Source organism: Neobacillus drentensis, assembly GCF_036962765.1.
GTDB lineage: Bacteria > Bacillota > Bacilli > Bacillales > Cytobacillaceae > Neobacillus > Neobacillus drentensis_C.
In genome coordinates, this window is sequence record NZ_JBALOS010000153.1 from 3024 (window position 1) to 15744 (window position 12721).

General features: G+C 37.9%; 12 protein-coding genes and 1 pseudogene. 8 read left to right on the forward strand and 5 right to left on the reverse strand.

The window, feature by feature from the left end:
• A pseudogene (locus tag V7137_RS18915) lies at positions 1-470 on the reverse strand (penicillin-binding protein); the annotation flags it as partial.
• Positions 471-730: 260 nt separating this feature from the next.
• Here V7137_RS18915 and V7137_RS18920 point away from each other — a divergent pair.
• From V7137_RS18920 to pssA, 4 genes are all read left to right on the forward strand, one after another.
• Positions 731-2263 (forward strand): carboxypeptidase M32, encoded by a 1533-nt coding sequence (locus tag V7137_RS18920; RefSeq protein WP_335699512.1) that lies wholly within the window; start codon positions 731-733, stop codon positions 2261-2263.
• Positions 2264-2577: 314 nt separating this feature from the next.
• Positions 2578-3366, forward strand: a complete 789-nt coding sequence (locus tag V7137_RS18925; RefSeq protein WP_335699513.1) for a TerC family protein — start codon at positions 2578-2580, stop codon at positions 3364-3366.
• Between the two features lie 428 nt (positions 3367-3794).
• Positions 3795-4193: a phosphatase PAP2 family protein gene (locus V7137_RS18930; RefSeq protein ID WP_335699514.1), complete on the forward strand. Its 399-nt coding sequence runs from the start codon at positions 3795-3797 to the stop codon at positions 4191-4193.
• 17 nt (positions 4194-4210) lie between these two features.
• Entirely contained in the window at positions 4211-4921 is a 711-nt protein-coding gene (gene pssA / locus V7137_RS18935; protein ID WP_335699550.1) for a CDP-diacylglycerol--serine O-phosphatidyltransferase, read from the forward strand.
• Between the two features lie 53 nt (positions 4922-4974).
• On the opposite strand, the gene qoxD is transcribed toward pssA, so the two are convergent.
• The 4 genes from qoxD to qoxA are packed head-to-tail and all read right to left on the reverse strand — an operon-like array spanning position 4975 to position 8810.
• The gene (gene qoxD / locus V7137_RS18940; RefSeq protein WP_335699515.1) at positions 4975-5271 is read right to left on the reverse strand and encodes a cytochrome aa3 quinol oxidase subunit IV; all 297 of its coding nucleotides are present in this window, start codon (positions 5269-5271) and stop codon (positions 4975-4977) included.
• A complete protein-coding gene (gene qoxC / locus V7137_RS18945) occupies positions 5272-5877 on the reverse strand; it encodes a cytochrome aa3 quinol oxidase subunit III (protein WP_335699516.1) in 606 nt (201 codons plus the stop codon). It abuts the gene before it with no gap.
• Positions 5867-7843 carry a cytochrome aa3 quinol oxidase subunit I gene (gene qoxB / locus V7137_RS18950; protein WP_335699517.1) on the reverse strand — a complete coding sequence of 659 codons (1977 nt, stop codon included), beginning with the start codon at positions 7841-7843 and terminating at the stop codon, positions 5867-5869. The genes qoxC and qoxB overlap by 11 nt, the downstream gene beginning before the upstream one ends.
• On the reverse strand, positions 7833-8810 hold the full coding sequence (gene qoxA, locus V7137_RS18955; protein ID WP_335699518.1) for a cytochrome aa3 quinol oxidase subunit II: 978 nt from the start codon (positions 8808-8810) through the stop codon (positions 7833-7835). The genes qoxB and qoxA overlap by 11 nt, the downstream gene beginning before the upstream one ends.
• Positions 8811-9165: 355 nt before the next feature.
• On the opposite strand from qoxA, the gene V7137_RS18960 reads away from it, so the two are divergent.
• The 4 genes from V7137_RS18960 to V7137_RS18975 all read left to right on the forward strand — a co-directional run bounded on the left by V7137_RS18960 (position 9166) and on the right by V7137_RS18975 (position 12564).
• A complete protein-coding gene (locus V7137_RS18960) occupies positions 9166-9468 on the forward strand; it encodes an iron-sulfur cluster assembly accessory protein (protein ID WP_335699519.1) in 303 nt (100 codons plus the stop codon).
• A gap of 150 nt (positions 9469-9618) precedes the next feature.
• Positions 9619-11334 carry an ABC transporter ATP-binding protein gene (locus V7137_RS18965; RefSeq protein WP_335699520.1) on the forward strand — a complete coding sequence of 572 codons (1716 nt, stop codon included), beginning with the start codon at positions 9619-9621 and terminating at the stop codon, positions 11332-11334.
• A 147-nt stretch (positions 11335-11481) separates the two neighbouring features.
• On the forward strand, positions 11482-12237 hold the full coding sequence (locus V7137_RS18970; RefSeq protein ID WP_335699521.1) for a Cof-type HAD-IIB family hydrolase: 756 nt from the start codon (positions 11482-11484) through the stop codon (positions 12235-12237).
• A gap of 126 nt (positions 12238-12363) precedes the next feature.
• Positions 12364-12564 carry a cold-shock protein gene (locus V7137_RS18975; protein ID WP_088086846.1) on the forward strand — a complete coding sequence of 67 codons (201 nt, stop codon included), beginning with the start codon at positions 12364-12366 and terminating at the stop codon, positions 12562-12564.
• The last annotated feature ends 157 nt before the right edge of the window (positions 12565-12721 follow it).

Consider the following 12721-nt stretch of genomic DNA (forward strand, 5'->3'; position numbering starts at 1 on the left):
AATTTAAATTTATAAATATCTACATCTGATAATTTCTTAGCATAGTATAATTCTTTTTCTCTTTTTGTGATTTTGGCATCAGCACGTTCTGGATTAGTCATAATCCAAAAATCACGTTTTTCCCTATCTGTTAGCTTTTCTGTTTTTTTAGAAATCAACTTTGCTAATTTTTCTGCTGTTTCGAGCATTCCTGTTTGGCTAAAATCTTCATTAGTGTAGGAAATTGCACTTTTAGGAACATTATCAACGATAATTCTGTAATCTCGGTCAAGGATTCTTCCGCGAGGAACGGGACTGCTAATCGTTATATCTTCTTTTCTTGCTAAATCTCTTTTAAAATTTTCACCATAGACAATTTGCACAAAACCAAGCCGGAGGATTAGCACAGAAAATAATAAAAAAACACTGAAAAATAGTATATTTAGACGAAAGGGGAAGTGGGACTTTTTCTTTTTCTGTTTTTCATTCATTTCCGGCACATCCTTTCTACAAAATTTACATACCTATCCTGCCCATTTGTAAATCTGAGTATGATAATTATTCCATTTTTTGCGAATATATATTTATGATTCGACACATTTCTGTGATGATGAATTTTTTGTCTATAAATAAACTTCTAATTTTTCCCCATATTTGAAAAATATTAATTTATAATCAGAAAGGGATGTGGTTGTTTCTTGACCAAACATCTTTAGAAAAGAGAGAAAGAGATTGATTAGGAGGTAAATTTATGGAACAGAAAGTAGTCGATCCAGTTGTACTAAAAGTCTTAGGAAAGTTTAAGGCATTAGATGAAAAAATAACTCATTTTTCAAGCATCATTGGTTTAGCCGACTGGGATCAAAAAGTTATGGCGCCGAAAAAAGGACGGAACACGTTTGCGAAGGCAACGGGTACCCTTCGGACGGAAATTTTTAAACTCTCTGTTTCACATGAAATGGGCGACCTGCTAGCAGAACTAACCCTTCCAGAAAACATGGAATTATTAGATGAAGTGACAAGAGCAAAAGTGAGAGAATATAATCAGTACTACCAAAAATCAAAGAGCATTCCAGCTGATTTATTTCAGGAATACAGCATCTTAACTTCCCAGGCAAATGATGCTTGGGAAGAGGCGAGGGAAAACAATGATTTTGCCCGCTTCCTTCCGTACTTAGAGAAAATCGTGGATTACAAGCGGAAATTTGCCGACATCTATGGGTATGAGGACCATCCTTATGATGCACTTCTGGATGAGTTTGAACCAGGATTAACAGTGAAAAAATTGGATCCACTTTTTGCGAAATTAAGAGACTCAAGTGTTAAGCTGTTAGAACGTATTCAAAAAAATGGAAAACGAACCAATGCTGAAATATTTGAACAGTCATTTTCAATTGAGAAACAAAAAGAATTTAATCGTTACATTCTGCCAATTATCGGCTTTGACCTCGAAGCTGGCAGATTAGATGAAACAGTACATCCTTTCGCTCAAACAGTGAATACAGGTGATGTTCGATTAACCACACGTTATTTAGAAAGAAATGTCCGGTCTGCATTATTCGGAACCATCCATGAGGCGGGACATGGAATCTATGAGCAGCATGTCAGTCCTCGGTTTGAGGAATCCGTTCTTCAAAGCGGTGCGTCCTTCGGAATCCATGAATCTCAATCGAGATTTTTAGAAAATATGGTCGGCCGCAGTAAAGAATTCTGGAATTACTTCTTTCCAACACTTCAAACGTATTTTCCAAAGCAGCTCGAAAATATTTCAGTCGAAGACTTTTACCGGGCTGTTAATACGGTTGAACCATCATTTATACGCGTAGAGGCAGATGAGTTAACTTACAATTTGCATATCATGCTTCGTTATGAAATTGAAAAAGCCTTAATCAGTGGGGAGATTGAAGCGAAAGACCTGCCAGTAATTTGGAACCAGAAAATGCAAGATTATCTCGGTGTAACACCAAGTACTGACACAGAAGGAGTCTTACAGGATGTACATTGGTCCTTTGGAGGCATAGGTTATTTCCCATCCTATTCATTAGGAAATCTTTATGCAGCGCAAATTCTGCGTACGATTCAAAAAGATTTGCCAGATTTCTATAACCATATTGAAAATGGACGATTTGATCTAATCCAAGCATGGTTAAAAGAAAATATCCATCAGTACGGAAAGCTTTATACACCAAATGAATTAATTGTTAAAGCAACTGGTGAAGAATTAAATGCAGAATATCTGGTTGAATATCTAGAGAAAAAATACTCAGAGGTTTACGGATTGTAAAATGGAAAGAGTCATATGGGATAAAAGTTATGAATCACTTAAACTCGTATTGACATTTTAATTGGTTTATTATAAGGTATTAGTAATTAAATATTTCCTTTTTAAAGGGGAGTAGCTGCTACAATAAAGTCGTCATTCCGAGTATTGATTACTCCGGCTTTATTGGCAACATGAACGTTGTTAGCAAGACCTTTACTTTACTGTAAAGGTCTTTTTGTGTTCTTTTAGGCCTTTGCTGTAATCAGTAAAGGCCTATTTTTATGGCGTAAGGGAGTATTTTAAAAAATAAACCAACTTTTAAGGAGGAAATATTCATGGACTTAACTCTTTTACTGGAATATGGCTGGGTGTTACTGATCTTGGTAGCACTAGAAGGTCTATTAGCGGCTGACAATGCATTAGTACTCGCAATTATGGTGAAACAACTGCCAGAAGAAAAACGTAAGAAGGCATTATTTTATGGGCTAGCAGGAGCTTTTGTGTTCCGTTTTCTTTCCTTGTTTGTTATATCGTTTCTTGTGGATGTGTGGCAGGTTCAAGCGATTGGTGCTCTTTATTTGCTGTTTATGGCCGGTAATCATATCTTCCGGAAGGTGGTCATTCATGGAAAGACAGATGCGAAGGAGGAGAAGGAAGGATCAAAACCTAGCAACTTTTGGGTAACCGTATTGAAAGTTGAACTCGCGGACATTGCTTTTGCTGTTGATTCAATCCTTGCTGCTGTTGCGATGGCTGTAGCTTTGCCAAACACACCGCTTCCTAATATCGGTGGTCTTGATGGCGGTAAATTTTTAGTGATCTTTGCTGGCGGGATTATTGGGCTAATTATTATGCGCTTTGCTGCAAATCAGTTTGTAAAGTTGTTAGAAAAACGGCCTGGTTTAGAAATTGCTGCTTTTACAATTGTAGGCTGGGTTGGTGTGAAACTTGCTGTTTACACGTTATCACATCCAATGTTATCTATTTTAAGCGAGGATTTTGCCCATTCAACCGGATGGAAAATAACGTTCTATGTTATATTAGTAGGTATCGCTGCAGCCGGCTGGTTTTTCTCAAAAGATAAAAATCCAGAACCAGTGTGCGAAGAGGCAAAGACCTTATAGATTTCAATTTCTTAAGAAAGGCAGAAATAAAAAATCTGCCTTTCTTATCATAACTAATTAGGAAAGTGATTTTTTTACATACTATTCAATGCTACAGTGATACTAATGGTTGTAGAATAAGAACTTAGAGTATCAGATTAATTATTATCTTAAATTTATATTCCCAGAGAGGTTTGAATGAATGAAATTAAAATCATATCTAGTTGTCGCCTTTAGCATAAGTGTTGTTTCCATAATTGGCTTTTGTTTGATATCCTTATTAATAAGTGACCAAAAAATCATTTCCTTTGATCGGACAATCATCGACCGTGTTCAAGGTCTGGAAACGCCGTTTCTCACAAATGTGATGAAATTTTTTACGTTTATTGGTTCTGCCCCATTTGTCATTGTCCTTAGTCTTTTTCTTTTATTTTTCCTCTATAAGGTNNTTGGTTGCAGCCATAGCAGGATCGGCTATTTTAAATGGTATCTTAAAGAATTTTTTTCAACGAGTACGCCCTGATTTTCATCGTTTAATTGAGATAGGGGGCTATAGTTTTCCAAGCGGACATGCGATGAATGCCTTTACGGTCTATAGCATTGTATCGTTCTTATTATGGCGGCATATTCCAAGCAGATTGGGTAGATGGACATTAATCATTATTAGTTCGGTAATGATAGTAGCAATCGGAATCAGCCGGATCTATTTAGGTGTCCATTACCCGAGTGATATCATAGGCGGCTATTTCGCAAGCGGCTTTTGGATTGCAACAGCTATTTTATTTTTCCAATATTATCAAGAAAAACGTTATAATAAGAACATCAAGCAAGAAAAAGAAATCTCATAATTAACCTATTGTATGGAGTGATACATATTATCAGAAACAGTATTCCTAATTTATTTACCATTTCCAATTTATTTTTCGGGTATTTATCCATAATGTATTCCGCCCAAGGAGATTACAAAAATGCAGCCATATTAATTTTAATAGGGATGATGCTTGACAGCATGGATGGCAGGATTGCCAGGATGTTACGGGTAGATAGTGAATTGGGGAAAGAACTAGACTCTTTAGCTGATGTGGTTACCTTTGGTGTTGCACCTGCTATGATGGCGTATTATTCCTATTTCTCTGAGTATGGTGTGATTGGGATGGCCATTTCAGGGCTATTCCCTTTATTTGGTGCCTATCGATTAGCACGGTTTAATATTAATGCTGTTAAATCATCAAATAAGTATTTTACCGGAGTGCCAATCACTGCAGGTGGGGGCTTGTTAACACTACTTACTCTTTTTCAGGGGAAAATGCCGGAAATCATTCTGCCAATTGCCTTTTTCATCATTTGTTACTTAATGGTAAGCACAATAAAAATTCCGAGCCTGAAAGATGTCCCACTACCGAAATATGGAATTCTCGTCACGCTCTTCCTAGGGTACGCGATTTACCTTGTCTTCAAAAAAGAGCAGCACCGCTTCCCGTATTTCATCTATGTCGCAATACCATTATACATAGCCTTTATTATTTTCCAACTAGTCAGAAGAAAAAGGAAAAGTAATGGCGGGGGAAAAAAATAAAAAAAAGGGTGTCAGGCACCATGTGAATTCTTCACATGGTGCCTGACACCTATTTACATTCCAAATGACATAACCCAGATAGATCCAGCAACGGTTACGATGGCTATGAAGAAGCCGTAGATGACGTTGATGACTTGGGATTTGCCGTCTTCTCCTTCGTTCATGTGCATGAACATATATAATTGAAGGGCAGCTTGGATGACAGCTAAAGAGCCAATAATCCAGAGGATGGTTTTAAATGGAAGATTGGTTTTCAAGGCCACACCAAGTGCCGCAAAGGTTAGTACTAATGACATAATAAAACCTAATACATGTGTTAGAGGAAACCCTTTTGTATTATTTTTAGCCATTTATGCCACCATCCTTGCCAAATACACAAATGTGAAAATAAAAATCCAAACAACATCTAAAAAGTGCCAATAAAGACCGATAATAAATGTTTTACGAGCTGTCACAGGTGTTAAACCCCGTTTTAATATTTGAATAATCACCATAGTGGCCCAGCCAATCCCCATGCTTACGTGCAGACCATGTGTCCCTAGTAAAACAAAGAAGCTTGATAAGAATGCACTTGTTTGCATTGTTGCACCTTCGTGGACATAATGGACAAATTCCGTAATCTCCATGAACACGAATCCAGCACCAAGCAGAAGAGTAATAATGAACCATAATAATAACCCATTACGGTTGTGGCGGCGCATCTCATAGATGGCAAGACCACAAGTAAAACTACTAGTTAATAAAAGTATCGTTTCAATCATGACATCTTTTATTTCAAAAAGGTCCTTTGGTGTAGGCCCACCAGCATACCTCGCATTTAGTACTGAGAAGACCGCAAAGAGAGTACCGAAGAGGATAATCTCCGCTCCTAAGAAAATCCAAAATCCTAGAATATTCATTCGGTTCTGTTCCGTTTGATATTCGAGTGGTAAGGCTGTGTTCACATTAGCTGACATGGCTGTTCCCCCCTTTACCGACGTTACGCCATGCTTTTTCCGTTTCCTTTATTTCGTCAACATGTACATGGAAGCCATCGTTATAATCGAACGAACGAATGATTAACCCAATAATGATACCTACAGTGGCTACAAGAGCCGCAATTTTCCATTCAAAGACAAGGAAGAAGCCTGCGATACCAAAGATAGCACCCATATAGATTGGTAAGCCAGAATTACTTGGCATATGGATTTCTTCAATTTCGTCGTCCTTTAAAGTTAAACCTTCATTATGCTTTTTCATATACCAGAAGGAATCAACAGATTTCACTTCAGGTAGTTTTGCAAAGTTATAGAATGGAGGCGGTGAAGCAGTAGCCCATTCTAACGTTCTTGCATCCCATGGGTCGTTGGAAATATTGCGGTCTGCATAACGTGCACTCCAATAAATGTTATAGCAAAGTGCCCCAAAGCCGATTGCTAAAATGACTGCGCCAATGGTAGATAGCATGAATAGTGGTGCATACCCTGATTCAGCTGAATACGTGTATGAACGTCGTACTGCTCCGTCAAGACCTAGGAAGAACATTGGCATAAAGGTTAAGTTAAATCCAATCGTAAAGAACCAGAAATGAATTTTTCCGATTTTTTCATTTAGCATATGGCCGAACATTTTTGGCCACCAGTAATAAAGGCCAGCAAAAACCGCAAACACAACACCAGGTATTAACACATAGTGGAAGTGAGCGACAAGGAATAGGGTGTTGTGGTATTGATAATCTGCCGCACCCATTGCGAGCATTACCCCAGTTACCCCACCGATAATAAAGCAAGGAATGAACGCTAGCGCCCAGAGCATTGCAGTGGAAAACTCGATACGTCCTTTTCTCATCGTGAATAACCAGTTAAACATTTTAACACCCGTTGGAATGGCGATCATCATCGTCGTAATCGAGAAAACAGAGTTGACTCCTGGTCCTGCCCCCATAGTAAAGAAGTGGTGGACCCATACTAGCATACTTAAAAACGCGATACCCACAATGGAGAAGACCATTGATTTATATCCGAACAACATTTTTCTAGAAAAGGTTGAAATAACCTCAGAGAACATCCCAAATGCGGGAAGGACAACGATATATACTTCAGGGTGACCCCATAACCAGAATAAGTTTGCCCACATCATATCCATTCCGCCACCCGCTAAGGTGAAGAAGTGGGTTCCAAAGATCCGGTCAAATGTCATCAATGCAAGGGCTACAGTGAAAATTGGGAATGAAGCCACAATAATAACCGACGCAATGAAGGAAGTCCACGTAAACATCGGCATTCTCATTAGTGTCATGCCCTTGGTTCTCATTTTTAAAATAGTGACAATAAAATTAATTCCCGTCATCAGGGTACCAATCCCAGCAATTTGCAGGGCAACCGCGTAATAGTTATTCCCAATTCCAGGAGTAAACTCTTTACCTGCAAGAGGGAAGTAAGCAGTCCAACCAGCATCTGGAGAACCACCGACAACAAACGATATATTAAACAACATAGCCCCGCTAAAGAACAACCAGAAGCTTAATGCGTTAAGTTGTGGGAATGCCACGTCACGAGCACCTATTTGCAGCGGGATTACCACGTTCATTAAACCAATTAATAATGGCATTGCCGCAAACAAAATCATGATAACACCGTGTGTTGTAAAAATTTCATTGTAATGCTGCGCATCTAAAAATTTCATTTCGGGACGCGAGGTTTGAGCCTTCATTAAAAGACCGTCTACTCCGCCTCGGAAAAACATGAGCACACCAGAAAGGATATACATAATACCAATCCGTTTATGATCAACGGTTGTCAACCATTCTCTCCAAAGCCATTTCCATTTTTTTAAATAGGTAACTCCAGCTACAATCCCAATCATTGTTAGGAGAATAGCAATCTGAGAACCTAGTATTAATGGGTTGCCAACGATAAAAAAGTCATGCCAATTAATGCCCATTATGCTCACCTCCATCTGATTTTTCGCCCATGTTCATGCCGTCCATGTCCATAGAATGACCATTTGTTTCTTTCTCTTTAAAAATCTTTCCTTTTACTCCGTGTACTTCGTACAATTCAGGATTTGTATAGGTTTTAGAATTCATATCCGCATGGTTTACCCAAACTAGATGAGTTCCAACGAATGTTTCACGACCTAAGTGTGTAGGCTTAAGAAGTTCAAAATATTTCTTTTCTGTTAACTTAGGAGCCGTATCTTTAACATCTTTTACCCATTTTTCAAAGGCTTGCGGAGATTTTGCTTCTACGGTAAATTCCATTTCAGCATATCCTTTGCCGTTAAAGTTTGTATTTCTTCCTAAAAATTCGCCAGGTTTGTCTGCAGTTAAATACAACTCAGTCTCCATCTTGTTCATGGTATACTTTTGACCACCTAATGCAGGAACCCAGAAGGATTGCATCGTACTTGCAGAAGTTAACTTAAACTGGACTGGTGTACCAGCTGGAATATTTACATAGTTGACTGTTTCAATCCCTTGTTCAGGATAGCTAAAAATCCATTTCCAATCAGCAGAAGTAACATTAATCGTGATTGGTTTCTTATTTTCGTATCCGGCTGGAACTTTTTCCAGCTTATATATGGTTTTAACAGTAGGAATGGTTAAAGCAATAACAATAAGAATTGGAATGACAGTCCAGATAATCTCTAATTTTGTACTGCCGTGTTCCTCAGGTGGTTCGTAACCTGCATTTTCAGGTTTCGCACGATATTTCCATATGATATATCCAAATAAACCAAAGACAACAACAACCACAAGCAGCATAAATATAAGTGACCAGTTAATCAAATCAAGAATATCCCGTGCGGCAGGGCCTTTTGGATCAAAGACGACCATATTCGAACATCCGCTTAGCAATAGAATTGGTAATAAAGCTAACAGTGGAAGTAAGTAGCTTTTTTTAAACATGTAATGTTCTCCTCTCCATCATGTGCACTTTTATGATTATAATCGTGAAAACTTTCACAAACAAGACAAATCTATTTCTTTTTTTTGTCAAATGAACAAATACATTAATTTATATTTGTTATTATTTAATATTAATTAGTCCGTTTGCTTTTCTCAAAACCTATAATATCAACATTGCTGTGATGTTTATATAGGTTTTTGGCTTAAAATGTGACAAATTTGTTAAGGTTTTAAATTCCCTAACAAGGGAAAATTAGGCAGGCTGATTTTATCCTGTTTCAAAGCGTATAATTGTCTATTTAAGTCAAAAAGTGGGATAATACAGAGGAATACATAGATAGAGGAGAGCAAAGAAATGAAGGTAAAAGTTAATCGTAATGCAGCAAAGGCTTTGAAAAAAATGTTGGAACAAGAGGAAGCACAAGGCAAATTGTTCCGTGTTTATGTGACAAGTATTCATGGTGACCACGCCCATTATGATTTAATGCTTGATACGCCAACAGAAAATGATGTCGTAGTTACAAGCGATAAAGAGATTGAATTTATTCTTGATAAAAATGATCCGAACTTAAATAGTATTTGGATTCAATATTTCCAATTACCAAAAGAAGAGTGGCTGATTACCAACCCTACAATGGGCGTTCACCATCACCATTAATATGCCGTTAAAAAGCGCTTGTTCCGACAGGCGTTTTTTTGTGTCATTTTTTTCTTAAAACTTGAAATAATTAGAAAACTTTTCATATAATCCTATTATTGTGATATAAACAATCACGAGTTTTAACACATGAATAAAAGGAGATTACATATGGTTCGGCGTTTCTTTTCTTATTATCGACCGCATAAGAGACTATTTATTTTAGATTTTGTGAGCGCAATCGTAGTGGCAATTCTTGAATTAGCTTTTCCACTCGCAATGAAATGGTTTATTGACAAATTACTGCCAAGTGAAGATTGGCAAGCGATCGTTTCTGTCAGCATAGGTTTATTTATGGTTTATTTACTGAGTAGTTTTTTGCAATATATTGTAAATTATTGGGGACATAAGCTCGGGATTAATATTGAAACGGATATGAGACAGGAATTATTTGAACATGTCCAGAAGCAATCCTTTCGTTTCTTCGATAATACGAAAACAGGGCATATTATGAGCAGGATTACCAATGACTTATTCGATCTAGGCGAACTTGCCCACCACGGTCCAGAGGATGTTTTTATTACGATCATGACTTTTGTTGGCGCGTTCTGGATTATGCTTACAATTAATGTGAAATTAGCGTTTGTTTCCATTTTAGTGATTCCATTTTTGATAATAGTAGTTATTATTTGCAATTTAAAAATGAACAAGGCTTGGGGTCACATGTACTCGAGTATTGCTGATGTCAATGCACGGGTCGAGGATAGTGTATCAGGAAACCGCGTTGTTCAATCCTTTACAAATGAAGAATTTGAGATTTCTAGATTCAAAAAAAATAATCGGACATACCGAAATGCAAAGCTTGGCGGATATCGTGTGATGTCCTTTAGTATTTCAGGTATTTATATGATGACTAGGCTCATTACCATTATTGTTCTTGTATATGGAGCATGGTTGAGTTTTACCGGTCAACTCACCTATGGCGAACTTGTCGGTTTTGTCCTCTATGTAAATGTCTTGTTGAAACCTGTCGATAAAATTAGTGCGATAATGGAGTTATATCCAAAAGGGATGGCTGGATTTAAACGATTTATCGAGGTCATTGATGCGGAGCCAGATGTAAAGGATACAGAGGATGCTGTTGATGTTACCTCACTTAATGGCAATATTATCTTCGAAAACGTGTCATTTCGCTATGATAATCATAAATCCGTGCTTGATCAAATTAATTTAAACATTCATGCCGGAGAGACAGTGGCATTTGTCGGCCCATCTGGAGCGGGTAAAACAACCATTTGCTCACTAATTCCTCGTTTCTATGATGTGAATGAAGGGGGCATTTATATTGATGGACATGATATCCGAAACATGACTAAAAAGTCCTTGCGCGCCCAAATTGGAATTGTTCAGCAAGATGTGTTTCTGTTTACGGGAACACTTAGGGAAAATATTGCTTATGGAAAACTGGATGCAACCGATGAGGAAATTGCTGAGGCAGCAAGCCGGGCTCATCTGGAAGAATTTATTTCTTCCTTGCCGGAGGGCTACAATACACAAATAGGAGAGCGAGGATTAAAGCTTTCCGGTGGTCAAAAGCAGCGACTGGCAATTGCGCGTATGTTCTTAAAAAACCCGCCTATTTTAATACTGGATGAAGCAACATCGGCACTTGATACCGAAACAGAATTGATTATACAAGAAGCATTAGCTGAACTTGCCGAAAATCGGACTACACTCATTATTGCCCATAGGCTCGCAACCATACGGAATGCTGACCGTATCATTGTTGTGACGGAAGAGGGAATCGCGGAAGAAGGCCGCCATGACGAGTTAATCGAACAAGGAGGTATTTTTGCCAACCTTCATCGTGTGCAGTATCAACAATAATTCAAAAAGAACCCTACGGGAACTAGATAGGGTTCTCTATTGTTTATTTACTATAATATGATTATGTAAACATAACGGTTTGCTTAGTTTTTAGTGATGGTGTTAATCTAATAATGGGAATTGTATGAAGGGAGCATGTTATTACATATGGATAATGTTAAAAATGATGTTGAAATTAAACTTGTTGCGCTTGATATGGATGGTACACTGTTAAATAATAAAGGCCAGGTATCAGAAGCAAATCGCAAAGCAATCAATGCCGCTAAGGACAAAGGTATATTTGTAGTTTTAAGCACAGGACGTTCGCTGTTGACAAGCCGAGAGCATGCAGATTCTTTAGAGCTAAATTCATATTTGGTAACGGTAAATGGAAGTGAAATTTGGGATGACCAACGTGAATTAGTGGAGCGAAATTTGGTAAAGTCCGAGCATATTGAGTGGATGTGGAAATTAACGCAGGAGCATAACACCAAGTTTTGGGCGATTAGTACGGAGCGTAATTGGCATAATGAAATGCCAGAGGACTTACATCAAGTGGATTGGATGAAATTTGGCTTTAATATCGATGATGACGAAACCAGAGCGATCATCATGAAAGAATTACAGGACAAAGGTGAATTTGAAATTAGTAATTCGACCTTAAAGAATATTGAAGTGAATTCAGCAGGAGTTAATAAAGCGAAGGGGCTTGAGCTTGTTTGCCAAAGGCTCGGTTTGGAAATGAAAAATGTAATGGCAGTTGGAGATAGTCTTAATGATTTGGCAATGATCAAGGCAGCTGGAATCGGTGTCGCGATGGGAAATGCCCAAGACATAGTGAAAGAGTCTGCAGATTGGGTAACAGCCACAAACGAAGAGGACGGAGTCGCCAAAGCAATCTACAAATGGGTCAAATTAAAGTAGATCATTTCTAAGAAAAATTTTTTGAAAATTGTATGGTATAGGTAAAAAAGAAATGGGTAAAAATAATTAGGCAAGTCAATTTGCACATTTACATGTAATTGTTACATGCTAGGAGGCTACAAAGAAATGGAACATGGAAAAGTAAAATGGTTTAACGGTGAAAAAGGTTTTGGCTTCATTGAGCGCGAAGGTGGAGAAGATGTATTTGTTCACTTTTCAGCTATTCAAGGTGAAGGATACAAAACTTTAGACGAAGGTCAAGAGGTAACGTTTGAAATTGAAAGTGGCCAACGTGGACCACAAGCAGTTAACGTCCGTAAAGCATAATGACCCGCCGATAAACAGACCCTGCCAATGGGTCTGTTTTTTACGTTCTGCTTGAAATACCTAAAGGGTGTTTCATTTACCTTAAAGAGGAAAAACCTATCCAAGCGGTAAATGAAAGTGTGTTTCATTTACCTTGAAGAGGAAAAACCCGTCTACA

Coding starts and splice junctions, on each gene's coding strand:
- V7137_RS18920 (WP_335699512.1), top strand. CDS start 731: ATGGAACAGAAAGTAGTCGATCCAGTTGTACTAAAAGTCTTAGGAAAG.
- V7137_RS18925 (WP_335699513.1), top strand. CDS start 2,578: ATGGACTTAACTCTTTTACTGGAATATGGCTGGGTGTTACTGATCTTG.
- qoxD (WP_335699515.1), bottom strand. CDS start 5,271: ATGGCTAAAAATAATACAAAAGGGTTTCCTCTAACACATGTATTAGGT.
- qoxC (WP_335699516.1), bottom strand. CDS start 5,877: ATGTCAGCTAATGTGAACACAGCCTTACCACTCGAATATCAAACGGAA.
- qoxB (WP_335699517.1), bottom strand. CDS start 7,843: ATGGGCATTAATTGGCATGACTTTTTTATCGTTGGCAACCCATTAATA.
- qoxA (WP_335699518.1), bottom strand. CDS start 8,810: ATGTTTAAAAAAAGCTACTTACTTCCACTGTTAGCTTTATTACCAATT.
- V7137_RS18960 (WP_335699519.1), top strand. CDS start 9,166: ATGAAGGTAAAAGTTAATCGTAATGCAGCAAAGGCTTTGAAAAAAATG.
- V7137_RS18965 (WP_335699520.1), top strand. CDS start 9,619: ATGGTTCGGCGTTTCTTTTCTTATTATCGACCGCATAAGAGACTATTT.
- V7137_RS18970 (WP_335699521.1), top strand. CDS start 11,482: ATGGATAATGTTAAAAATGATGTTGAAATTAAACTTGTTGCGCTTGAT.
- V7137_RS18975 (WP_088086846.1), top strand. CDS start 12,364: ATGGAACATGGAAAAGTAAAATGGTTTAACGGTGAAAAAGGTTTTGGC.